General features: G+C 55.3%; 19 protein-coding genes, 1 tRNA gene and 1 pseudogene. 15 read left to right on the top strand and 6 right to left on the bottom strand.

Annotated features, from left to right (window positions below; translation table 11 throughout):
* Positions 1-68: 68 nt before the first annotated feature.
* From ACOTZP_RS15030 to yejF, 9 genes are all read left to right on the top strand, one after another.
* Positions 69-1,535, top strand: coding sequence for a mannitol dehydrogenase family protein (locus ACOTZP_RS15030; RefSeq protein ID WP_063146222.1), 1,467 nt, complete (start codon positions 69-71; stop codon positions 1,533-1,535).
* A 123-nt stretch (positions 1,536-1,658) separates the two neighbouring features.
* Complete coding sequence (locus ACOTZP_RS15025; protein ID WP_032623899.1) at positions 1,659-2,645, top strand: CobW family GTP-binding protein; 987 nt, start codon at positions 1,659-1,661, stop codon at positions 2,643-2,645.
* 33 nt (positions 2,646-2,678) lie between these two features.
* Entirely contained in the window at positions 2,679-3,383 is a 705-nt protein-coding gene (locus ACOTZP_RS15020; protein WP_046619110.1) for a phosphatase PAP2 family protein, read from the top strand.
* Positions 3,384-3,807: 424 nt separating this feature from the next.
* Positions 3,808-4,377 (top strand): bifunctional murein DD-endopeptidase/murein LD-carboxypeptidase, encoded by a 570-nt coding sequence (gene mepS, locus ACOTZP_RS15015; protein WP_003859364.1) that lies wholly within the window; start codon positions 3,808-3,810, stop codon positions 4,375-4,377.
* Between the two features lie 127 nt (positions 4,378-4,504).
* On the top strand, positions 4,505-6,058 hold the full coding sequence (locus tag ACOTZP_RS15010) for a cyclic di-GMP phosphodiesterase (RefSeq protein WP_271074895.1): 1,554 nt from the start codon (positions 4,505-4,507) through the stop codon (positions 6,056-6,058).
* Positions 6,059-6,133: 75 nt separating this feature from the next.
* Entirely contained in the window at positions 6,134-7,939 is a 1,806-nt protein-coding gene (locus tag ACOTZP_RS15005; protein ID WP_421633746.1) for an extracellular solute-binding protein, read from the top strand.
* A gap of 9 nt (positions 7,940-7,948) precedes the next feature.
* The gene (locus ACOTZP_RS15000; protein ID WP_003859369.1) at positions 7,949-9,043 is read left to right on the top strand and encodes a microcin C ABC transporter permease YejB; all 1,095 of its coding nucleotides are present in this window, start codon (positions 7,949-7,951) and stop codon (positions 9,041-9,043) included.
* Positions 9,043-10,068, top strand: a complete 1,026-nt coding sequence (locus ACOTZP_RS14995) for a microcin C ABC transporter permease (RefSeq protein WP_063146219.1) — start codon at positions 9,043-9,045, stop codon at positions 10,066-10,068. Before ACOTZP_RS15000 ends, ACOTZP_RS14995 begins: the two co-directional genes overlap by 1 nt.
* A gap of 1 nt (position 10,069) precedes the next feature.
* Positions 10,070-11,659, top strand: a complete 1,590-nt coding sequence (gene yejF, locus ACOTZP_RS14990; RefSeq protein WP_032623895.1) for a microcin C ABC transporter ATP-binding protein YejF — start codon at positions 10,070-10,072, stop codon at positions 11,657-11,659.
* A 3-nt stretch (positions 11,660-11,662) separates the two neighbouring features.
* Here yejF and ACOTZP_RS14985 read toward each other — a convergent pair whose 3' ends face one another.
* The 3 genes and pseudogenes from ACOTZP_RS14985 to rsuA form a co-directional block, all read right to left on the bottom strand.
* Positions 11,663-12,007: a YejG family protein gene (locus tag ACOTZP_RS14985; protein ID WP_003859372.1), complete on the bottom strand. Its 345-nt coding sequence runs from the start codon at positions 12,005-12,007 to the stop codon at positions 11,663-11,665.
* A 276-nt stretch (positions 12,008-12,283) separates the two neighbouring features.
* Positions 12,284-13,483 carry a Bcr/CflA family multidrug efflux MFS transporter gene (locus ACOTZP_RS14980; RefSeq protein ID WP_022648730.1) on the bottom strand — a complete coding sequence of 400 codons (1,200 nt, stop codon included), beginning with the start codon at positions 13,481-13,483 and terminating at the stop codon, positions 12,284-12,286.
* A 15-nt stretch (positions 13,484-13,498) separates the two neighbouring features.
* Positions 13,499-14,207, bottom strand: a pseudogene (rsuA, locus tag ACOTZP_RS14975) (16S rRNA pseudouridine(516) synthase RsuA).
* A gap of 151 nt (positions 14,208-14,358) precedes the next feature.
* Between rsuA and ACOTZP_RS14970 the strand changes: the two are divergent.
* Entirely contained in the window at positions 14,359-16,119 is a 1,761-nt protein-coding gene (locus ACOTZP_RS14970) for a DEAD/DEAH box helicase (RefSeq protein WP_022648732.1), read from the top strand.
* 125 nt (positions 16,120-16,244) lie between these two features.
* Complete coding sequence (gene rplY / locus ACOTZP_RS14965; RefSeq protein ID WP_022648733.1) at positions 16,245-16,529, top strand: 50S ribosomal protein L25; 285 nt, start codon at positions 16,245-16,247, stop codon at positions 16,527-16,529.
* Between the two features lie 51 nt (positions 16,530-16,580).
* Here rplY and yejK read toward each other — a convergent pair whose 3' ends face one another.
* On the bottom strand, positions 16,581-17,588 hold the full coding sequence (gene yejK, locus ACOTZP_RS14960; protein WP_017693031.1) for a nucleoid-associated protein YejK: 1,008 nt from the start codon (positions 17,586-17,588) through the stop codon (positions 16,581-16,583).
* Positions 17,589-17,722: 134 nt separating this feature from the next.
* On the opposite strand from yejK, the gene ACOTZP_RS14955 reads away from it, so the two are divergent.
* The 3 genes from ACOTZP_RS14955 to ACOTZP_RS14945 all read left to right on the top strand — a co-directional run bounded on the left by ACOTZP_RS14955 (position 17,723) and on the right by ACOTZP_RS14945 (position 19,880).
* On the top strand, positions 17,723-17,950 hold the full coding sequence (locus tag ACOTZP_RS14955) for a YejL family protein (RefSeq protein ID WP_001135586.1): 228 nt from the start codon (positions 17,723-17,725) through the stop codon (positions 17,948-17,950).
* A gap of 19 nt (positions 17,951-17,969) precedes the next feature.
* Positions 17,970-19,730, top strand: a complete 1,761-nt coding sequence (yejM, locus tag ACOTZP_RS14950) for an LPS biosynthesis-modulating metalloenzyme YejM (protein ID WP_022648735.1) — start codon at positions 17,970-17,972, stop codon at positions 19,728-19,730.
* 73 nt (positions 19,731-19,803) lie between these two features.
* Positions 19,804-19,880: transfer RNA gene (locus ACOTZP_RS14945), tRNA-Pro, on the top strand.
* Positions 19,881-19,946: 66 nt separating this feature from the next.
* On the opposite strand, the gene ACOTZP_RS14940 is transcribed toward ACOTZP_RS14945, so the two are convergent.
* The gene (locus tag ACOTZP_RS14940) at positions 19,947-20,207 is read right to left on the bottom strand and encodes a DUF2534 family protein (protein ID WP_006811332.1); all 261 of its coding nucleotides are present in this window, start codon (positions 20,205-20,207) and stop codon (positions 19,947-19,949) included.
* 202 nt (positions 20,208-20,409) lie between these two features.
* Between ACOTZP_RS14940 and eco the strand changes: the two genes are divergently transcribed.
* Positions 20,410-20,919 carry a serine protease inhibitor ecotin gene (eco, locus tag ACOTZP_RS14935; RefSeq protein ID WP_032622478.1) on the top strand — a complete coding sequence of 170 codons (510 nt, stop codon included), beginning with the start codon at positions 20,410-20,412 and terminating at the stop codon, positions 20,917-20,919.
* Between the two features lie 134 nt (positions 20,920-21,053).
* On the opposite strand, the gene mqo is transcribed toward eco, so the two are convergent.
* On the bottom strand, positions 21,054-22,703 hold the full coding sequence (mqo, locus tag ACOTZP_RS14930; RefSeq protein WP_032623890.1) for a malate dehydrogenase (quinone): 1,650 nt from the start codon (positions 22,701-22,703) through the stop codon (positions 21,054-21,056).
* Positions 22,704-22,730: the final 27 nt, after the last annotated feature.

Here is a 22,730-nt window from a genome sequence, read left to right as displayed (position 1 = left end):
AATTTAATTTGTTGTCATATAACTTTACACTGGCATTGTTAATTAATGGTTAATCAGGTGTGTACTACATGAAGACTATTGCCTCCACCGCGCTTCCTGCTCATGTCCAGCAGCCCCGCTACGATCGCGAGCAGTTACGCTCCCGTATCGTCCATTTCGGCTTTGGCGCGTTCCACCGGGCGCATCAGGCGTTGTTAACAAACCGGGTGCTGAACGCCAAAGGAGGCGACTGGGGTATTTGTGAGATTAGCCTCTTTAGCGGCGATGTTCTCATGCGCCAGCTCCGCGCGCAGGATCATCTGTTTACCGTGCTGGAGAAAGGTGCCGAAGGCAATCAGCCCATTATTATCGGTGCGGTAAAAGAGTGCCTGAACGCAAAACTCGACTCGCTGGCAGCCATTATTGAGAAGTTCTGCGAACCGCAGGTGGCCATTGTCTCCCTCACCATTACCGAAAAAGGCTACTGCATCGATCCGGCGACGGGGAAACTGGATATGCACAACAGCCGCATTCTGCACGATCTTGAGCATCCGTCTGAGCCGCATTCCGCGCCGGGTATTCTGGTCGAAGCGCTTCATCGCCGCCGCGAGCGCAGCCTGCCAGCGTTTACCGTGCTCTCCTGCGACAATATTCCCGACAACGGCCACGTGGTGAAAAATGCCGTTCTCGGCATGGCCGGAAAGCGATCCGCAGAGCTGGCCGGATGGATCGAGGCGCACGTGAGCTTCCCTGGCACCATGGTCGACCGAATCGTGCCCGCCGCCACTGACGCCTCACTCGCGGAAATCACCCAGGAACTTGGCGTTGAAGATCCCTGCGCCATCAGCTGTGAACCGTTCATTCAGTGGGTAGTGGAAGATAACTTTGTCGCCGGGCGTCCGGAATGGGAGGTTGCAGGCGTACAGATGGTTGAGGATGTCCTGCCCTGGGAGCAGATGAAGCTGCGGATGCTGAACGGCAGCCACTCCTTCCTGGCGTATCTGGGCTACCTTGCCGGCTACGCGCACATAAATGAATGTATGCAGGACGACAGCTTCCGCGAGGCTGCCCGCAGGCTGATGCTGAATGAGCAGGCCCCTACGCTGCGCATCACCAACGTCGATCTGACAGCCTATGCTGACAGCCTGCTTGACCGCTTCGCCAACCCGGCGCTACAGCACCGCACCTGGCAAATCGCTATGGACGGCAGTCAGAAGCTGCCTCAGCGCATGCTGGATGGGATCCGCATGCATCTTGAGCGTAACACCGCCTGGCCATTACTGGCGCTGGGCGTCGCAGGCTGGATGCGCTACGTCAGCGGGACGGACGACCAGGGCAACGCCATTGACGTGCGCGATCCGCTGAGCGACAAGTTTCAGGCCATTGTCGCTACCAGCAGTGACGCAGAACGCGTTAGCGCCCTGCTGACGCTAAAAGAAATCTTTGGCGACGACCTGCCGCAAAACCCTGTCTTTGTCGAGGCAATCACCGGCGCGTACCAGCGCCTCGTCCGGCTCGGCGCGCGTCAGGCCGTTATCGAAACGTTAAAAATTTAGCGATTATTGCGTTTAAGGCGAACGGTTTTACGCTCCGTTCGCCCTCCCTCTTCTCAATGCCCGATTTTTTCGTCAGGATGATAGATAGTTGTCACTACATCACAATTATTTATCGGAGCGCACGTGACCAAAACCAACCTGATCACCGGCTTTCTCGGCAGCGGTAAAACTACGTCCATTCTGCATTTGCTGGCCAATAAAGATCCGGCGGAAAAGTGGGCCGTGCTGGTCAACGAATTTGGCGAAGTGGGGATCGACGGCGCGTTGCTCGCCGACAGCGGCGCGATGGTGAAAGAGATCCCGGGCGGGTGTATGTGCTGCGTGAATGGTCTGCCGATGCAGGTCGGGCTGAATACGCTGCTGCGTCAGGGCAAGCCTGACCGTCTGCTGATTGAACCCACTGGGCTGGGTCATCCGAAGCAAATTCTTGATTTACTGACCGCCCCGGTCTACGAGCCGTGGCTTGAGCTGCGTGCGACGCTTTGCCTGCTCGACCCCCGCCAGCTGCTGGATGAAAAAGCGATCAATAACGACAATTTCCGCGACCAGCTCGCCTCGGCAGATATCATCGTGGCGAATAAATCCGATCGCGCGACGGCTGAGAGTCAGGCCGCGTTCAATGCCTGGTGGCAGCAGGCTGGCGGTGGACGTCAGTACGTGCAGACCACCCAGGGCAACATTGATGGCGCCCTGCTCGATCTTCCCCGCCTCAACCAGGCGCAACTGCCTGCCAGCGCAGAGCATTCACATAGCCACGGCGCGAAGCAAGGTCTTGCAGCGCTGAGCCTGCCCGAACATCAGCGCTGGCGTCGAAATCTGAACAGCGGCCAGGGACACCAGGCCTGCGGCTGGATCTTCGATGCCGATACGGTTTTCGACACCATTGGTATACTGGAATGGGCGAGACTGGCGCCGGTTGAGCGGGTAAAAGGGATCATGCGCACCCCGGATGGTCTGGTGCGCATTAATCGTCAGGGCGAGGATTTCTTTATAGAAACCCAGAACGTCGCGCCACCCGACAGCCGGATAGAGTTAATTAGTGCGGTTAATACCGACTGGAATGCCCTCCAGTCAAGCCTGTTGAAGCTTCGTTTAAGTTTGGGCGGCTAACGTTGCCCCTGATTTCACACATTGCTGAAGACTATGACGACTCGACTTCCTGCTATTTTATTGCTCAACGCTGCCGGTCTGGCGCTCTTTTTCTCCTGGTATATCCCGGCGGATCACGGTTTCTGGTTCCCGCTGGATTCCGGGCTGTTCCACTTCTTTAACCAGGCGCTGGCGAAGAGTGAAGCCTTCCTGTGGCTGGTGGCGATCACCAACAACCGCGCGTTTGACGGCTGTTCGCTGCTGGCAATGGGCTGTCTGATGCTCTCCTTCTGGCTGAAGGAAGACAAAACGGGTCGTCGCCGTATTCTGATTATCGGCCTGGTCATGCTGCTGGCAGCCGTGATTATCAACCAGCTGGCGCAGCATCTGATGCCGGTTAAACGCGCCAGTCCGTCGCTCTCTTTCCCGAATATTAACCGCGTCAGCGAGCTGCTTCATATTCCAACCAAAGACGCGTCGAAGGACAGCTTCCCGGGCGACCACGGTATGATGCTGCTGATTTTTGCTGGCTTCATGCTGCGCTATTTCGGTAAAAAAGCCTTCGCCATCGCCCTGGTTATTGTGGTGGTATTTGCATTCCCGCGGGTGATGATTGGCGCTCACTGGCTGACAGATATCGCCGTAGGCTCCCTCACGGCGGTGTTAATTGGTTTACCCTGGGTGCTGATGACTCCCCTGAGCGATCGCGTAATAGGTATTTTTGATCGCTATCTTCCCGGCAAATTTAAACAAGTCTGAAACAAATAAATAACGCTAATTAACACCATTCATCAGGGATCGTTTTCGATCCCTGAGTCACTTCTTTCCGGCATCATTCAGCGCTGTCATCATTCCGTCATACAATTCGTGATAAAAATGAAGCAATTGCAGGGATTACCGGTATGAATGGCGGCATTTTGAGCAATTCCGCGCTGTAACGTTGTGTATCACATTTTCTTATAAAAAAACGGTCTTTTTTGCTCGCAATGCCCTTTGCAATCGGTTAACCTCGAACTCGTTTTGCCCCATTGAGATAATTATTATCGTGGTGAATAATTTTGTGCGTTGTGCCACAGATTTCACCATAAAGAATTGTCTCATTGTGAACAGATAATTAGTCTCGTCACGGTTGGCATTTTTATAACGATATTTTCGTTAAGGACTTCAAGGGAAAACAAACAAAATGGTCAAATCTCAACCAATTTTGAGATATATCTTGCGGGGGATCCCGGCGATTGCAGTGGCGGTTCTGCTTTCGGCATGTAGTACGACGAACACCGCGAAGAATATGCATCCTGAGACGCGTGTTGTGGGAATGGAAGATTCCTCTTCACTGCAAGCCTCTCAGGATGAATTTGAAAATATGGTACGTAATCTCGACGTTAAGTCGCGTATTATGGATCAGTATGCTGACTGGAAAGGCGTGCGTTACCGCCTGGGCGGCAGCACCAAGAAAGGCATCGATTGCTCCGCATTCGTACAGCGTACTTTCCGTGAGCAGTTTGGGTTAGACCTTCCGCGTTCTACTTATGAACAGCAGGAAATGGGCAAGTCCATTTCGCGCACTAAACTGCGTACGGGCGATTTAGTCCTGTTCAGAGCAGGTTCAACCGGTCGACACGTTGGCATCTATATCGGTAACGATCAGTTTGTCCATGCTTCCACCAGCAGTGGTGTGACGATTTCCAGCATGAACGAACCTTACTGGAAGAAGCGCTACAACGAAGCTCGCCGCGTTCTGAGCCGTAGTTAATATTGCTGTCGTATCGTTGGTTATCCCTTGGCTGGCGATACGATTAAAAAAGCACTGCTCCGGCAGTGTTTTTTTTTGCCCGTTACACTGATAGACATCCAGCGTCATTTCAGGAATCACGACATCTATGTTTACCCGCTACTTCTCCAGCAACCGCAAGATACTGTTTCTCAGTATTCTGACGGGGTTGTTTACCGCCCTGCTTCTGAGTGCGTTACAGTTTTACTGGAGTTATCACAAGCGAGAAGTCAGGTACGATACCCTCATTACGGATTTAAGCGTCTACATGGAGAGCTTTTTCGACGAGCTTAAAACCTCTATTGATACGCTCCAGCCGCTCACGCTGAACAGCTGTGAAGAGGTCAGTGCGGCGCTCACCTCACGCGCGGCCTTCAGTATTAACGTGCGCGCCTTTTTGCTGGTCCGGGATAAACAGGCCTTCTGCTCTTCGGCAACAGGTCCGATGAATACCCCAATGGAAACGCTTATCCCTCAGCTACACATCAGCAAACCTGTTGATATCGCGCTCCTGCCGGGCACGCCCATGCTGCCGGATAAACCCGCGATCGCTATCTGGTATCGCAATCCGCTGGTAAAAGACGGCGGCGTATTTACCTCCGTGAACATCAACCTGACGCCTTACCTTCTTTATACGTCACGTCAGGATGAATTTTCCGGAATATCGATCGTCATTGGCGACTCCGCGTTATCCACCCAGTCCGGAATGCTGGTTCAGGCGCGGGATTTGCCTGAGGTCCCCGCTCGCACCGCCACGCTGAAAAATATTCCTCTGACCGTTAACGTCTATGCGCAAGCCTGGAAGACCGATGAACTGCTCTACGCCGTGTTCTTCGGCCTGGTCTGCGGTATTGCGGCAGGTCTGCTGAATTTCTATATTCTCACTATCCGTCTGAATCCCGGGAAAGAGATCCTTACGGCCATCAAGCACGACCAGTTCTACGTGGTCTATCAGCCCGTCGTGGATGCGCAGTCGCTCAGAATGACCGGGCTGGAAGTCCTGATGCGCTGGAAGCACCCGGTGATGGGCGAAATTCCACCGGATGCCTTTATTAACTTCGCTGAAGCGCAGAAGCTGATTGTCCCGCTGACGCTGCATCTTTTTGACCTGATTAGCCGCGATGCCCCTGTCCTGCAAACGGTGCTCCCGCCTGGTGCCAAGTTTGGGATCAACATCGCGCCCGGTCATCTGCATGCGGAAAGCTTTAAGGAGGATATGCGCGCGTTTGCCGCTGCCCTTCCGCCCGATCACTTCCAGATTGTGCTGGAAATAACCGAGCGCGACATGATCAACCACCGCGAGGCAAATCAGCTGTTTGAATGGCTGCACAATGAAGGTTTTGAAATCGCCATCGATGATTTTGGCACCGGCCACAGCGCGCTGATCTATCTGGAACGCTTCACGATGGATTACCTGAAAATTGACCGTGGCTTCGTGAATGCCATCGGGACTGAAACCGTTACCTCGCCAGTGCTTGACGCGGTGCTGACGCTGGCAGAACGCCTGAATATGTTAACCGTCGCCGAGGGTGTTGAAACGCCCGAGCAGGCGGCGTGGCTGCGCGAGCATGGCGTGAACTATCTTCAGGGCTACTGGATCGGCCGACCAATGCCGCTGGAGCAGTTCAGGACGTGGCAACCCGACATCACGCTCGGGGAATAATTTCACAATCACGGCGCTGTCCCTTATTATTCTCCTCAACCGAGCCTGCCTGTGAACAAAGGGATCCGCCGCACTATGATTATGCGCGTTGTATTGATGCTGTTGGCGCTGGTGAGCCTGTCGAGCCAGGCGCAGACCATCAAAGAGAGCACGGCCTTTGCCGTCATTGGCGAGCCGAAGTATGCGGTCAACTTTACTCACTACGATTATGTGAACCCCGCCGCCCCGAAAGGCGGGAACGTGACGCTTTCCGCGACCGGAACGTTTGACAACTTTAACCGCTTCGCCCTGCGCGGCGTGGCGGCAGCGCGTACCGAATCCCTCTATGACACGCTGTTCGTCACCTCCGACGACGAGCCCGGCAGCTATTATCCCCTGGTCGCTGAGAACGTGCGTTACGCCGATGATTTTAGCTGGGCAGAAATCGCGATTAATCCGCGGGCGCGTTTTCACGACGGTACGCCGGTTAGCGCCCGCGATGTGGCGTTCACCTTTCATAAATTTATGACCGAAGGCGTGCCGCAGTTTCGTCTGGTGTACAAGGGCACCACGGTGAAAGCCATCGCCCCGCTGACCGTGCGAATCGAACTCCCTGAGCCAAACTCAGAGAATCTGCTGAGCCTGTTCTCCCTGCCCGTCATGCCCGAATCATTCTGGAAAAACCATAAGCTGAGCGATCCCCTCTCTTCCCCGCCGCTGGCCGGAGGACCGTATCGCATTACCGACTGGCGAATGGGCCAGTACGTGATCTATTCCCGCGTGAAAGATTACTGGGCAGCCACGCTGCCGGTAAACCGGGGCCGCTGGAACTTCGATACAATCCGCTACGACTACTACCTGGATGATAACGTGGCCTTCGAGGCGTTTAAGGCAGGCGCATTTGATTTACGTGTCGAGAATAGCGCCAAAAACTGGGCGACCCGGTATATCGGAAAAAATTTCGCGAAAGGCTATATCGTTAAAGACGAACATAAAAACGAATCCGCGCAGGACACGCGCTGGCTGGCGTTTAATATTCAGCGCCCGGTTTTTTCCGATCGTCGGGTGCGTGAAGCTATTACCCTGGCGTTTGATTTCGAATGGATGAACAAAGCGCTGTTTTACGGAGCCTACAGCCGGGCGAACAGCTATTTCCAGAATACTGAATATGCCGCCCGTGATTATCCCCACGCGGACGAGCTGGTTTTGCTGGCGCCAATGAAAGCGGAGCTCCCGCCGGAAGTGTTCACCCGCCTATTTGAACCGCCAAAATCCGACGGAAACGGGTTCGACCGGGACAACCTGCTGAAAGCCAGCAAACTGCTGGATGACGCTGGCTGGGTGTTGAAAAATCGGCTACGAGTAAATGTTAAAACTGGTAAGCCGCTCAGCTTCGAACTGCTGATTGCCTCCGGCGCAAACGATCAGTGGGTGCTGCCGTTTAAGAAGAACCTTGCCCGTCTTGGGGTGACCATGAATATCCGCCAGGTCGATATTGCCCAGCTGACCAACCGCAAGCGCAGTCGCGATTACGACATGATGCAAACCCTGTGGGCTGCCCAGCCGTGGCCGAGTTCAGACCTGCAAATCTCCTGGGCATCGGGGTATATCGACTCCTCCTACAACGCTCCGGGGGTAAAGAGTCCGGTGATTGATGCGCTGATCGCGAAAATCGTTGCCGCTCAGGGCGATAAAGAGAAACTTCTGCCGCTCGGGCGCGCGCTTGACCGGGTGTTAACCTGGAACTATTACATGCTGCCGATGTGGTACATGGGTGAAGATCGCGTGGCCCGCTGGGACAAATTCTCCCTGCCCGCCGTTCGCCCGGTTTATACGCTTGGTTTTGATACGTGGTGGTATGACGTGAATAAAGCCGCAAAACTGCCCGCAGCGCGGCGTTGAGGAGTGACGATGGGCGCTTATCTTATCCGCAGGCTGCTGCTGGTTATCCCGACGCTATGGGCCATCATTACCATTAACTTTTTTATCGTGCAGATTGCCCCCGGCGGCCCGGTGGACCAGGCGATTGCGGCCATAGAATTTGGTCACGCTGGCGGCATGCCGGGCGGCGGCGGTGAAGGAATGGGGGCCAGCCATGCCCGGACGGGCGTGGGCAATATCAGCGAAAGCCACTACCGGGGCGGTCGGGGACTGGATCCGGAGGTGATCGCCGAGATCACCCATCGCTATGGTTTTGACAAGCCGCTGCACGAGCGTTATTTCAGGATGCTCTGGGATTATGTCCGTTTCGATTTTGGCGACAGCCTGTTTCGCAGCGCCTCGGTGCTAACCCTGATCAAGCAAAGCCTTCCGGTTTCCATCACGCTCGGACTGTGGGGGACGCTGATTATTTATCTGGTCTCCATTCCGCTGGGGATCCGCAAAGCGGTCTACAACGGTAGCCGTTTTGATATCTGGAGCAGCACGTTCATTATCATCGGCTACGCTATCCCGGCGTTTCTGTTTGCCGTGCTGCTGATTGTCTTTTTCGCTGGCGGCAGTTATTTCGACCTCTTCCCGCTGCGCGGGCTGGTCTCTGCGGATTTCAGCACGTTGCCGTGGTATCAGAAAATCACCGATTACTTCTGGCACATCACGCTTCCGGTGCTGGCGACGGTTATCGGCGGTTTTGCGGCGCTTACGATGCTGACCAAAAATGCCTTTCTTGATGAGATCCGCAAACAGTACGTCGTCACCGCGCGCGCCAAAGGCGTCGGTGAAAAGCAGATTATGTGGAAGCACGTTTTTCGTAACGCCATGCTGCTGGTGATTGCCGGTTTTCCCGCCACGTTCATCAGTATGTTTTTTACCGGCTCTCTGCTGATAGAAGTGATGTTCTCTCTCAACGGTTTAGGGCTGCTCGGCTATGAGGCCACCGTCTCCCGTGATTACCCGGTGATGTTTGGCACACTGTACATTTTCACCCTGATCGGCCTGCTGCTGAATATCATCAGCGATATCAGCTATACGCTGGTCGATCCCCGTATCGATTTTGAGGGCCGCTGATGTTGCGTTTAAGCCCCGTCAATCAGGCCCGCTGGGCGCGCTTTCGCCACAACCGTCGCGGCTACTGGTCGCTGTGGATCTTCGCCGTCCTGTTCGCCTTAAGTCTGTGTTCCGAACTGATTGCCAACGATAAACCCCTGCTGGTGCATTTCAAAGATCGCTGGTACGTGCCGGTGCTTACTACCTATAGCGAAAGCGATTTTGGCGGTCCGTTTGCGACGCCAGCCGAGTATCAGGATCCCTGGTTACGTGAACAGATCGCGGAGCACGGCTGGGCGCTTTGGGCACCGATTCGCTTTGGCGCGAACAGTATTAACTACGCCACGTCCACCCCCTTCCCTTCCCCGCCTTCCTCGCAGAACTGGCTGGGAACGGACGCCAACGGCGGCGATGTGCTGGCGCGCATCCTCTATGGCACCCGCATCTCGCTCCTGTTTGGGCTGCTTCTGACGCTCTTTAGCAGCGTGATGGGCGTCGTGGCGGGCGCCATGCAGGGCTATTACGGTGGAAAAATCGATTTGTGGGGGCAGCGCGTAATTGAAGTCTGGTCCGGTATGCCGACGCTGTTTCTGATTATCCTGCTGTCCAGCGTAGTACAGCCTGGCTTCTGGTGGCTGTTAGGCATCACCGTCCTGTTCGGCTGGATGGCACTGGTCGGCGTGGTGCGCGCGGAGTTTCTGCGCACGCGAAATTACGATTATATTCGCGCCGCGCAGGCATTAGGCGTGAGCGATCGCGCAATTATCTTCCGTCACATGCTTCCCAATGCGGTGGTGGCGACCCTCACCTTCCTGCCGTTTATTTTGTGTAGCTCCATTACCACCCTGACGTCGCTCGATTTTCTTGGTTTCGGTTTGCCGCTGGGCTCACCGTCTCTTGGCGAACTGCTGTTGCAGGGCAAAAACAACCTCCAGGCCCCCTGGCTGGGCATCGCCGCATTCCTCTCCGTGGCGGTGCTGCTTTCCCTGCTGATTTTTATTGGCGAAGCCGTGCGCGATGCCTTCGATCCCAACAAGGCGGTATGACATGACCCGGCCTCTTCTGAGCATAGAAAATCTGTCGATTGCGTTTTCAAAGCAGGGCGAATCTCGCCCGGTGGTGACGGATTTATCGTTGCAGATCCAGCGCGGAGAGACGCTGGCGCTGGTCGGGGAATCCGGCTCCGGTAAGAGCGTTTCGGCGCTGTCGGTGCTGCGCCTGCTCCCTTCCCCGCCGGTTAGCTATCCGCAGGGGGATATTCTGTTCCATGGACAATCCCTGCTGAACGCTGATGAGCAAACCCTGCGCGGCATTCGTGGCAATAAGATTGCCATGATTTTTCAGGAGCCGATGGTGTCGCTCAATCCATTGCATACGCTGGAAAAACAGCTCTATGAAGTGCTGTCACTTCATCGGGGAATGCGTAAAGAGGCAGCGCGGGGGGAAATTCTGGACTGCCTTGAACGCACCGGCATTCGTAATGCGGCGAAACGGCTGAACGATTTCCCGCATCAGCTTTCCGGCGGCGAGCGCCAGCGCGTGATGATCGCGATGGCGCTGCTGACGCGCCCCGAACTGTTGATTGCGGATGAACCCACCACCGCGCTGGACGTCACGGTGCAGGCGCAAATTCTGCAACTGCTGCGCGAACTGCGCGACGAGCTGAACATGAGCCTGCTGTTTATTACGCATAACCTGGGCATCGTGAAAAAGCTCGCTGACGCGGTGGCCGTGATGCAAAACGGCCGCTGCGTCGAACAGAACAGGGCAACTGCCCTGCTGAGCGCGCCTCAGCACCCGTATACACAGCGCCTGCTCGATAGCGAACCCTCTGGCGACCCGGTTCCGCTTAACGCTGACAGCGCACCGTTGCTGAAGGTTGAGGACCTGTCGGTGTCATTCCCGATCCGCAAAGGCATTTTGCGTCGCGTGGTCGATCACAATCATGTTCTGAAAAACATGAGCTTCTCTCTGCGTCCGGGCGAGTCGCTTGGGCTTGTGGGCGAATCCGGTTCGGGCAAAAGCACCACCGGCCTGGCGCTGCTGCGCCTGATCGCCTCGCAGGGAAGCATTCTCTTTGACGGCATGCCGCTGCAAAACCTGAGCCGCCGGCAAATGCTGCCCGTCCGCCCGCGGATGCAGGTGGTCTTTCAGGATCCGAACTCTTCGCTGAACCCGCGGCTGAGCGTATTGCAGATTATTGAAGAGGGCCTGCGCGTTCATCAGCCCGCGCTGACGGCACAACAGCGTGAAATCGACGTGAAGCGGGTGATGGCGGAAGTGGGTTTAGATCCCGAGACCCGGCACCGGTATCCGGCTGAGTTTTCCGGCGGACAGCGCCAGCGTATAGCGATTGCCCGCGCGTTGATCCTGAAACCGGAGCTGATCGTGCTGGACGAGCCTACCTCTTCACTGGACCGCACCGTGCAGGCGCAAATTCTGGCGCTGCTGAAGGGGCTACAGGAAAAGCATCGGCTGGCCTATATCTTTATCAGCCACGATTTACAGGTGGTGCGTGCGCTTTGCCATCAGGTGGTGGTATTGCGGCAGGGAGAAGTCGTTGAGCAGGGAGAGTGCCAGCGCGTATTCACTGCGCCTGCGCAGGATTACACGCGCCAGCTATTGTCCGCTGACTAGCACTCAGAAAGGATATTGACCGGAGAACGGTTCGGCAATCGCCACGCCGAAGTTTTTCAGACGGCAGGTCGCAGCAAATTCATCCTGGCTGTTAACAAACAAGCACGGCTCACCTTCGCATTCCAGCACGGAGCTGTCTACTTCGATGTCCGTCAGCGCCTGGCTGAGACGTTCCATAACCGGCCACGCATTTTCATCGCTCGGGCTAAGCAGCTTGAGCGCCACCAGACAATTATCCTCCCCGGCAACGCTTTGCGGAATCGGTTCAACTTTCGAACCTGCAAAACCCGTCGACCAGCGATAGCTCTGGGGCAAGCGATGGACAATGGAGAGTTGTAATGTATTCACGTTCAGATCCCCGGAAGCAAATTTACTTCACAATTTATTTACATTTATAGTAACACATCATCGCCAACCTGCACTGTTTAGCGGATTTTATAGGCGTTGCAGGCTCGCGTCGGCGCTATATGTACCCGTTTCTGCGATCTAACTCAACCTTTTTAAATACAATGATGTGACTTTTTACATAAATAGATTTTACATAAAAGAAACAAACACCGGGTAAACGAACCGAGGGTTGGTTGATATGGGTCAACAAAAAGGCCCGTTTCGGGCCTTAAGTGCTCATTTATGCGCCGTCTTACGGGGCCGGCTGGCGTAAAGATAGAAGAGGATGGAGCAGGTCGCGCAGAGGGCAATCGCCCACAGCATCGGCCAGGCAGTATTAAACGTCGCCATTGAGAGCAGCGCCCCGACAATCGCGCCAATCCCGAAACGGAACGTCCCTGCCAGCGACGAGGCGGTGCCCGCCATATGCGGGAATTCGTCGAGGATCACCGCCATCGCGTTGGATGAGACCATCGAGACGCAGCCAACAAACGCCGCCACGCCCACCACAAGCGCCCAAAAACCGACGCCCAGCAACGCGCTCAATACCAGCCAGATAGCCATCACGAACTGGATCCACAGCCCGGCGCGGAACATATTCAGCGCCCCGACCCGCCGGACAAAGCGGCTGTTGATAATGGTCATCACAAACAGGAACACGATATTCAGCGCGAAGTAGTAACCAAAGTGCTGGGGTGACACATGGTTCAGTTCGATGTACACAAACGGCCCCGCGCTCAGGAACGAAAACATCCCGGCAAAGCTAAAGCCGCTGGCCAGCATATAGCTCAGCACGCGCTTATGGCGAAACAGCGAGGCAAAGTTGCCAAGCGTGGTGCGGACGTGAAACTTCTGACGGCGCTCGACCGGCAGCGTTTCATCGATAAAGACGAAGATCATCACCGAGGCCAGCAGCGCGGCAATCGCCAGGATCCAGAAAATCGCATGCCAGCTGAACCACACCAGCACCGCCCCGCCCACCATGGGGGCGACCAGCGGCGCAATGGTTGTGACCAGCATGACGAACGACATCATGCGTGAGAACTCTTCCTTCGGGTAGATGTCGCGCATCAGCGCGTTAATCACCACGCTTGCCGCAGCCGCAGCCAGGCCATGGAAGAAACGCATCACGATCAGCTGATCGATACTCTGCGCCAGCGCGCAGGCCACCGCCGCTGCGGCAAATATCAACGTCCCGCCCAGAATAACGGGTTTGCGCCCCAGGCTGTCTGCCATTGGGCCATAAAAGAGCTGGCCGAGCGCAAAACCAAGAATGTAGGTGCTGAGCGTCATCTGTGCGCTGCCTGCCGGTACGCCAAACTGCGCGGAAATCACCGGCAGCGCGGGCAGATACATATCGATAGACAGCGGCATCAGCATGGCCAACAGGCCAAGGATAAATACGATTTTAAACGACGAGTGTGGCCTGGTGGTCACAGGGTTCTCCTGAATTTAGCGTGAAAGCAGCCCGACGCTGGCAATCTCTTCTTCCGTCAGCGGGCGATATTCCCCTGGCGCCAGGTCTGGATCGAGTTCAATCGCGCCGATACGTTCACGATGCAGCCCCACAACGTGGTTGCCCACGGCGGCAAACATCCGTTTCACCTGGTGGTAACGGCCTTCACTGATGGTCAGACGGACGTCCGTTGGGGTAATGACTTCCAGCACCGCCGGGTTTGGTCAGATCTTTTTCATTATGCAGCTGAACGCCTTTCGCGAATTGCTCTGCCGTGTCATCCGAGACCGGCGACTCAAGTGTCACCCGATAGGTTTTCTCACAGTGATGGCGCGGGGAGGTGATGCGGTGCGACCACTGACCGTCATCGGTCATCAGCACCAGGCCGGTGGTATCAATATCCAGTCGCCCTGCCGCATGCAGCTTGTGCGCCACAGGTTCGTCGAGGAAGTAGAGCACCGTCGGGTGATCCGGATCGTCCGTTGAACAGACGTAACCTTCCGGTTTGTTGAGCATGAAGTAGCGCGGGCCATTCTGCTGGGTCAGCGGGTTGCCGTCATACTCCACCTGGTGGTCAGGCTGGAGTTTAAAAGCGCTGTCTTTCACAATGTCGCCGTCCACGGTTACGCGGCTGGCGCGAATTTCACGCCCGGCAATAGCGCGGCTTACGCCGAGTTGCTGAGCGATAAACTTATCAAGTCGCATGAAATCTTTTTAGCCTTAATGGTGCTGGAAGTCGGACTACGCGTCCGAAAAAGAAGCAGTCAGAAACAGTTCAGTATAATGGTCTGGTTGCGCCACTCAAGGGAAAAAGTTTCGTGGCATACTATATGCGAGTTAACTGAATAGAGAAGCCATGACGTTCACACTACGCCCCTATCAGCAAGAAGCCGTTGATGCCACCCTCGCCTGGTTTCGCAAGCACCGGGAACCCGCCGCCATCGTGCTCCCGACCGGAGCCGGTAAAAGCCTGGTGATTGCCGAACTGGCGCGCCTGGCTCGCGGGCGCGTGCTGGTGCTGGCGCACGTAAAAGAGCTGGTGGCGCAAAACCACGCCAAATATTGCGCGCTCGGCCTGGAGGCCGATATTTTTGCCGCCGGGCTGAAGCGCAAAGAGAGCCACGGGAAAGTGGTGTTTGGCAGCGTACAGTCCGTTGCGCGCAACCTGGACCTGTTTCGCAGCGAGTTTTCCCTGCTGATTGTCGATGAGTGTCACCGCATCAGCGATGACGACGACAGCCAGTATCAGCAAATCCTCACTCATCTGAGAGAGGTGAACCCTCACTTACGCCTGCTTGGCCTGACCGCCACGCCATTTCGTCTGGGCAAGGGCTGGATTTATCAGTTTCATTATCACGGCATGGTGCGTGGCGATGAAAAGGCCCTGTTCCGCGACTGTATCTATGAGCTTCCGCTGCGCTACATGATCAAGCATGGCTATCTGACGCCACCGGAGCGGCTGGATATGCCGGTCGTGCAGTACGATTTCAGCCGCTTACAGGCGCAGAGCAACGGGCTGTTCAGCGAGGCGGATCTTAACCATGAGCTGAAAAAACAGAAGCGGATCACGCCGCATATCATCAGCCAGATTGAAGAGTTTGCGCAAACGCGCAAAGGGGTGATGATTTTTGCTGCTACCGTCGAACACGCGCGTGAAATCACGGGGCTTCTGCCCACCAACGACGCGGCGTTAATTACCGGTGAAACCCCCGGGCCGGAGCGCGACAGCCTGATTGAGGCTTTCAAAGCCCAGCAGTTCCGCTACCTGGTGAATGTCTCCGTATTAACCACCGGGTTTGACGCACCGCACGTTGACCTGATTGCGATTCTTCGCCCGACCGAATCCGTCAGCCTGTACCAGCAGATTGTCGGCCGTGGCCTGCGCCTGGCACCGGGCAAAACCGACTGTCTGATCCTCGATTATGCCGGTAATCCGCACGATCTCTACTCCCCGGAAGTGGGCACGCCAAAAGGCAAGAGCGACAACGTGCCGGTACAGGTGTTTTGTCCGGCCTGCGGGTTTGCCAACACTTTCTGGGGCAAAACTACCGCCGACGGCACGCTGATCGAACATTTTGGCCGCCGCTGTCAGGGCTGGTTTGAAGACGATGAAGGCCATCGCGAACAGTGTGATTTCCGCTTCCGCTTCAAAAACTGCCCGCAGTGCAACGCCGAGAACGATATCGCTGCCCGCCGCTGTCGGGAGTGTGACACGGTGTTGGTCGACCCGGATGACATGCTGAAAGCGGCGCTGAAACTGAAAGATGCGCTGGTGCTGCGCTGTTCCGGCATGGTCTTACAGCCCGGTGCAGATGAAAAAGGCGAGTGGCTAAAGATTACCTATTACGACGAGGACGGCGCAGACGTCAGCGAGCGGTTCAGGGTCCAGACGCCCGCCCAGCGCACCGCGTTCGAACAGCTCTTTATCCGCCCGCATACCCGCACGCCCGGCGTGCCGCTGCGCTGGATAACCGTGGCCGATATCGTGCGCCAGCAGGCGCTGCTGCGCCATCCTGATTTTGTTGTCGCCCGTAAAAAAGGGCAGTTCTGGCAGGTGCGTGAGAAGGTCTTTGACTATGAAGGACGCTTTCGCCGGGCAAACGAATTGCGCGGTTAACGGGACTTTTCGTTGATGCGCGAGCCATTTGAGTATAAAATGCCGCCCGCTTCACATCCGTGAGGCAGAACACTCACCTGCTGCTGGGTCGCCTGTAGCAGGGTTTTAAATACAGAGAGAAATCAATGTTCACTATCGAAGCAGAAGTACGTAACGTGCAGGGTAAGGGTGCGAGCCGCCGCCTGCGTAACGCTAACAAGTTCCCGGCTATCGTTTACGGTGGCGAAGCTGCTCCAGTTGCAATCGAACTGGATCACGACAAAGTGTGGAACATGCAGAACAAAGCTGAATTCTACAGCGAAGTTCTGACCATCGTTGTTGGCGGTAAAGAAGAAAAAGTGAAAGTTCAGGCTGTTCAGCGTCACCCGTTCAAGCCAAAACTGTCTCACATCGACTTCGTTCGCGCGTAATCGCAAACCTGTCGAGAAAAACCCCGCTTCTGCGGGGTTTTTTTATGGCCGCTACTTACCGCCTGAGGTGCGACGCTGGAGCTGATCGCGCAGATTCGGCGGCGTGCCTTTAATGGTCAGCGTGTCGGTCGCCGGATCCCAGAAGATACGTTCCCCGAGCAGCATGGCATCAAAGTTAATGGTTAACCCACCGCCGCTACCGGCAAATTTCGTCAGCTGACGGAGCGTACTGCGATCCGCCGGGAAGCTCTCTTCCAGCTCATAGCCTTTTTCCGCGGTAAATTCCTGGAAGCTGACTTCGCTGACGCCCGCCAGCTCTTTGGACAGCGACTCCAGCTCAATCTCTTCCCCGGCCTGTAACTGCTCGTTACAGTAGCTGTAAACCTGCTGACGCACGGTCTGACGCTCAGATTTATCCAGCTGCGCCTCAGCGGTAAAGTCATCCACCGCCTGGAGCAGACCTTTGTTCTGCGCTTTGGCGTTCAGCCCTTCACTGGCACCGAGGAAGTCCATAAAGAAATCGGCCACTTTGCGGCCCACGCGGCCTTTAAGGAAGGTCAGGTAGCGCGTCGATTCCGGATTGGTTTCCCATTCGGTTAAATCAATACGCGCCACAATATCCGCATGGTTGATATCCAGATAGTGCGTTGAGCTGATATCCAACTGCTCGTTCACACGCATGCTGCTTAAATTATTCAGCACGGTGACCAGCAGATACTCTACCGCCAGATAGCGGTAGTGGCAGAACAGGACGATACCGCCATCGGCGAAGGGATATTTCGCCAGTTCGTCACGAAGACGGCCGGTTGCAGCGCGGCTGAATGCCAGGAAATCCTCTTCGCCCTGACGTTGCAGGCGCAGGCTATCCGCCAGCTCGCTCTCTTCGCTGAACAAGCCATAGGCTTTATTTTTCGCGCTGTAGACGCGATGCAACTCCGCCATCATCTCGACAACGGTAGGCGTTGGTTCCAGTAACGAATCGCGTAGCACCACTTCAAGGGTTTGCTCATCACGCTTGATAAGCTGGTGCAAGGCAATCTGGTTGATTTCCAGACTCATGATAAACTCTCCTTTTAGACCGGGCGGTATTCAACCACCACCAACGCATGTGTGCAACAGAAGATAAAAAAGGGGAAAAAAAGCTGTTGCTACGGTAATATGTCGCCCTTCTCTCAACAAACTGATTTTGATTTATGCCACAACATTCCCGCTACAGTGACGAACACGTTGAACAACTGCTCAGTGAGCTGGTCAACGTACTGGAAAAACATAAAACGCCAACCGATCTCTCCCTGATGGTTTTGGGAAATATGGTTACCAACCTGATCAATACCAGCGTTGCTCCGGCTCAGCGTCAGGCGATCGCCAAATCTTTCGCCCAGGCTTTGCAGTCATCCGTTAGCGACGACCAGGCACACTAAGGGAAACGAACAACAGTTTATGGTGACGAATCGTCAGCGCTACCGTGAAAAAGTCTCCCAGATGGTCAGCTGGGGGCACTGGTTTGCCCTGTTCAACATTCTGTTGGCGATGGTGCTCGGCTGCCGTTATCTGTTTGTGGCGGACTGGCCAACCACGTTAACCGGGCGTATCTACTCGTGGATGAGCCTTGTTGGTCACTTTAGCTTTCTGGTCTTCGCCACCTATCTGCTGATCCTGTTCCCACTGACGTTTATCGTCATGTCGCAGCGGCTGATGCGCTTCCTGTCCGCCATTCTTGCGACGGCGGGCATGACGCTGTTGCTTATCGACAGCGAAGTCTTTACCCGGTTCCACCTGCACCTGAATCCTGTCGTCTGGGAGCTGGTGATTAACCCGGATCAGAACGAGACCGCCCGCGACTGGCAGCTGATGTTTATCAGCGTGCCGATTATCCTGCTGATCGAAATGTTGTTCGCGACGTGGAGCTGGCAAAAGCTCCGCAGCCTGACCCGACGCCGACATTATGCGAAGCCCGTCGCGGCGCTCTTTTTCGCCTCATTTATCGGTTCGCACCTGATGTATATCTGGGCAGATGCGAACTTCTACCGCCCTATTACCATGCAGCGCGCGAATCTGCCGCTCTCCTATCCGATGACGGCACGTCGTTTCCTTGAAAAACACGGTCTGCTGGACGCGCAGGAGTATCAGCGTCGTCTGGTCGAACAGGGTAATCCGGAAGCGGTCAGCGTGCAGTATCCCCTGAGCGATCTGAAATATCGCGACATGGGGCGCGGTCAGAACGTGCTGCTGATTACCGTCGATGGCCTGAACTATTCTCGCTATGAGAAGCAGATGCCTGCCCTGGCTGAATTCGCTGAGAACAACATCGTATTCACTCAGCATATGAGTTCCGGTAATTCGACCGACGCGGGTATTTTCGGTCTGTTCTACGGTATTTCACCGAGCTATATGGACGGCGTGCTGTCGGCCCGTATTCCGGCTGCATTGATTACCGGGCTTAATCAGCAGGGCTACCAGTTGGGGCTGTTCGCCTCTGATGGTTTCAACAGCTCGCTGTACCGCCAGGCGCTGCTGTCTGATTTCTCACTGCCAGCCGCGCAGAGCCAGTCTGACGATCGGACTGCTGACCAGTGGATAGACTGGCTGAAGCGCTATGCACAGGAAGATAACCGCTGGTTCTCCTGGGTTGCGTTTAACGGCACAAATCTTGATGACAGCAATCAGAAAGGCTTCGCGCGCCGCTATAGCCGTGCGGCGGGTGATGTCGATGCGCAGATCGCTCGCGTGCTGACCGCCCTGCGCGACGCGGGCAAGCTGGACAATACGGTCGTCATTATCACGGCGGGGCATGGCGTGCCGCTCGGCGACGAAGCGAAGGGCATGGACTGGTCGCGCCCGAACCTGCATGTCCCGCTGGTGATCCACTGGCCGGGCACTCCCGCGCAACGCATCAATATGCTGACCGACCATAAAGACGTCATGACCACGTTAATGCAGCGGCTGCTGCACGTTAGCACGCCGGCAATTGAATACTCGCAGGGACAAGACCTCTTTAGCGCCACGCGGCGTCATAACTGGGTCACGGCTGCTGGCGAAAACACGCTGGTGGTGACCACGCCGACGCTGTCCCTTGTGCTGAACAGCAACGGCAATTACCAGACGTACAGCCTCGAAGGTGAGAAGCTGAAAGACCAGAAACCGCAGCTCAGCTTGCTGTTGCAGGTGCTGACAGACGAGAAGCGCTTTATCGCTAACTGATTATTTATGAATCAGTTAGCGTTGCTTCCCCCTTGCAATCAAAAAGGAATCGAGTAGTATTCCTTTTATGCGTCGGCACGTAGCGCAGCCTGGTAGCGCACCGTCATGGGGTGTCGGGGGTCGGAGGTTCAAATCCTCTCGTGCCGACCAAAACTACATAAAAAAACCAGCCGCTTATGGCTGGTTTTTTATTGCCTGTCTTCGCATGCACAATGCTTAGTGCTTCTCACGCCCACCGAGAAAAAAAATCCCCAGCGGAATCGCCAGCAGGACGGTGAACACCAGACTGTAAACAAAGATCATCGCTGATTGCAGGACAAACATGCTGGTTGTCCACGCAGAGAGCGGGATGTTGTACTGCTCGATCACGCCGACAATGGTTGCTCGCCCCACGCATGCAGCAGCAATCATAAACACAACCAGTAACGCCAGCAGGAACTTGCGGCCTTCAGGTGTCTTCAGTTTTTCCCGTACCATCTCTTCTCCCTTTACAGATGAATAACAATAATTAACGCGTAAAATAACACGATCTCTGCACTGACTCCACCACAGCATTAAACACCAATAAAAGAGCATAAAAGCAGTGCTTTACTCCGTTTAAAATGAAAATGTGAGTAAATTACGCCAACCATTCACATACATTATGTTAGTCTTTCCGGGATCGTTTTAACAAAAAGGAATGACAGTGAAAAACGCACCTAAATTTGCCATCGCCCTTATCGCCGCTGCGTGCGCGAGCACCAGCGCTTTCGCCAGCGAAACCCCAAAAGAGCAGCCGCTGGAAAAAGTTGCCCCGTATCCGCAAGCGGACAAAGGGATGAAGCGCCAGGTTATTCAGCTCCCGGCTCAGCAGAATGAAGGGAATTTCAAAGTCGAGCTGTTAATCGGCCAGACGCTGGAAGTGGACTGCAACCAGCATCGTCTGGGCGGCCAACTGGAAAGCAAAACACTGGAAGGCTGGGGTTATGACTACTATGTCTTCGACAAAGTAACCTCGCCAGTCTCCACCATGATGGCGTGCCCGGACGGCAAGAAAGAGAAGAAATTTATCACCGCCTATCTGGGTGATAACAGTCTGCTGCGCTATAACAGCAAGCTGCCGATTGTCGTTTATACGCCGGAAAACGTGGATGTGAAATATCGCGTATGGAAGGCGGATGAGACGGTAGGACAAGCAGTAGTTCGTTAAAAATAAGTCGGGTGGCGCTCACGCTTACCCGACCTGGAAAGGGTGCGTTCTGGTGCCCTCACCCCAACCCTCTCCCGGTGGGAGAGGGAGAAAACACGAAAAACGGTAACGGATGTTACCGTTTTGCGTTTAGCTTACAGCGCGATATCCGCCACCGGCTTGCTTTCCGCCTGCGGCTTCAGCTCTGCCTTCGGCGCAGCATCCGCAGCCTGCGGTTTGACGTATTGCAGTTGCAGAACGCGGCTGGTGTATTCCAGCTCTTGTTCCGTGGCGTCAACGTTACCGTTCAGCTTCGTACCGTAGGATGGAATAATGGTTTTCAGCTTCGCCTGCCATTCCGGGCTGGATACTTTGTCCTTAAACACTTTTTCCATCAGGTGTAGCATGATTGGCGCAGCGGTAGACGCCCCCGGGGATGCTCCCAGCAGCGCGGCAATAGTGCCATCCTTATCGCTTACTACTTCGGTACCCAGACGCAGCACGCCGCCCTCTTTCGGATCGCGTTTGATGATCTGCACGCGCTGACCTGCCTGCCACAGACGCCAGTCTTCTTTCTTCGCCTGCGGATAGTACTCTTTCAGCGCCTCGAAGCGTTCTTCATCAGAGAGCATCACCTGGCTAATAAGGTATTTCACCAGATCGAAGTTATCCAGTCCCACGTCCATCATTGGCTTGACGTTTGACGTCGTGGTCGCGCTCAGCAGATCCCACAGGGAACCGTTTTTCAGGAACTTGGTAGAGAATGTAGCGAACGGCCCGAACAGCACCACGCGCTTACCGTCCAGCATACGGGTGTCGATATGGGGAACGGACATCGGTGGCGCACCAACAGAAGCCTGACCGTACACTTTAGCCAGATGACGGTTAACCACTTCAGGGTTTTCCGACACCAGGAACTGGCCGCCAACCGGGAAGCCGGCGTAGTCGTCCGCTTCCGGAATACCGGACTCCTGCAACAGTTTCAGCGCCGCGCCGCCAGCACCGATAAACACGAACTTCGCCTTAATCACATGCTCGGCTTCGTTGTTTTTCAGATCGGCAACGGTCACGCTCCAGCTGTTATCCGCGTTGCGCTTGAAACCACGTACTTCGGAGCTGAGTTGCAGGTTAAAGTTCTCTTTTTTCTTCAGAGAGGCCACCAGCTGACGGGTGATTTCACCGTAGTTAACGTCAGTACCAATTTCAGTGCGGGTCGCCGCCACTTTCTGGTTCGGATCGCGGCCTTCCATAACCAGCGGCGCCCACTCTTTGATTTGAGCGTGATCTTCAGAGTATTTCATCCCGCGGAACAGCGTGCTCTGTTGCAGGGCTGCGTAGCGCGCGCGCAGGAAGTTGACGTTTTGATCGCCCCACACAAAGCTCATGTGCGGAACGGTGTTGATGAAGGAGTGCGGATTGTGCAACACACCGCTGTTCACCTGGTGAGACCAGAACTGACGTGAGATCTGGAACGCTTCGTTGATCTCTACCGCCTTCTCGATACTAATGGAACCGTCCTTTTTCTGCGGCGTATAGTTCAGTTCCATAAGTGCCGAGTGCCCCGTCCCGGCGTTATTCCAGCCGTTAGAGCTTTCCTGCGCCACGCCATCAAGGCGCTCGACCATGGTCATGGACCAGTTCGGCTCTAATTCCTGAAGATATGTGCCCAGCGTGGCGCTCATGATGCCGCCACCAATTAAAAGGACATCCGTTTCCTGCTCTTTTGGTGCGTCAGCCTTCGCCGCCAGCGAGACGGCGTTCAGCCCCACGGCCAGAGAAAAGAGCACGGCAGTCATTTTTTTCATCATTTATGCCTTAGTTGAATAGTGCTT

The sequence above is a fragment of the Enterobacter cloacae complex sp. SYL001 genome (assembly GCF_049237025.1).
Taxonomy (GTDB): domain Bacteria; phylum Pseudomonadota; class Gammaproteobacteria; order Enterobacterales; family Enterobacteriaceae; genus Enterobacter; species Enterobacter intestinihominis.
Note: the sequence above shows the minus strand (reverse complement) of the source record. Positions and strands in the feature narration are given on the sequence as shown.

Excerpts from the sequence above, each read along its gene's own strand:
- ACOTZP_RS14970 (WP_022648732.1), top strand. The coding sequence starts at position 14,359 with ATGACGTTCACACTACGCCCCTATCAGCAAGAAGCCGTTGATGCCACC.
- ACOTZP_RS14995 (WP_063146219.1), top strand. The coding sequence starts at position 9,043 with ATGTTGCGTTTAAGCCCCGTCAATCAGGCCCGCTGGGCGCGCTTTCGC.
- yejK (WP_017693031.1), bottom strand. The coding sequence starts at position 17,588 with ATGAGTCTGGAAATCAACCAGATTGCCTTGCACCAGCTTATCAAGCGT.
- mqo (WP_032623890.1), bottom strand. The coding sequence starts at position 22,703 with ATGAAAAAAATGACTGCCGTGCTCTTTTCTCTGGCCGTGGGGCTGAAC.
- yejM (WP_022648735.1), top strand. The coding sequence starts at position 17,970 with ATGGTGACGAATCGTCAGCGCTACCGTGAAAAAGTCTCCCAGATGGTC.
- ACOTZP_RS15030 (WP_063146222.1), top strand. The coding sequence starts at position 69 with ATGAAGACTATTGCCTCCACCGCGCTTCCTGCTCATGTCCAGCAGCCC.
- ACOTZP_RS15005 (WP_421633746.1), top strand. The coding sequence starts at position 6,134 with ATGATTATGCGCGTTGTATTGATGCTGTTGGCGCTGGTGAGCCTGTCG.
- ACOTZP_RS15010 (WP_271074895.1), top strand. The coding sequence starts at position 4,505 with ATGTTTACCCGCTACTTCTCCAGCAACCGCAAGATACTGTTTCTCAGT.
- eco (WP_032622478.1), top strand. The coding sequence starts at position 20,410 with ATGACAGTGAAAAACGCACCTAAATTTGCCATCGCCCTTATCGCCGCT.
- ACOTZP_RS15000 (WP_003859369.1), top strand. The coding sequence starts at position 7,949 with ATGGGCGCTTATCTTATCCGCAGGCTGCTGCTGGTTATCCCGACGCTA.
- ACOTZP_RS14955 (WP_001135586.1), top strand. The coding sequence starts at position 17,723 with ATGCCACAACATTCCCGCTACAGTGACGAACACGTTGAACAACTGCTC.
- mepS (WP_003859364.1), top strand. The coding sequence starts at position 3,808 with ATGGTCAAATCTCAACCAATTTTGAGATATATCTTGCGGGGGATCCCG.
- ACOTZP_RS15020 (WP_046619110.1), top strand. The coding sequence starts at position 2,679 with ATGACGACTCGACTTCCTGCTATTTTATTGCTCAACGCTGCCGGTCTG.
- ACOTZP_RS14940 (WP_006811332.1), bottom strand. The coding sequence starts at position 20,207 with ATGGTACGGGAAAAACTGAAGACACCTGAAGGCCGCAAGTTCCTGCTG.
- yejF (WP_032623895.1), top strand. The coding sequence starts at position 10,070 with ATGACCCGGCCTCTTCTGAGCATAGAAAATCTGTCGATTGCGTTTTCA.
- rplY (WP_022648733.1), top strand. The coding sequence starts at position 16,245 with ATGTTCACTATCGAAGCAGAAGTACGTAACGTGCAGGGTAAGGGTGCG.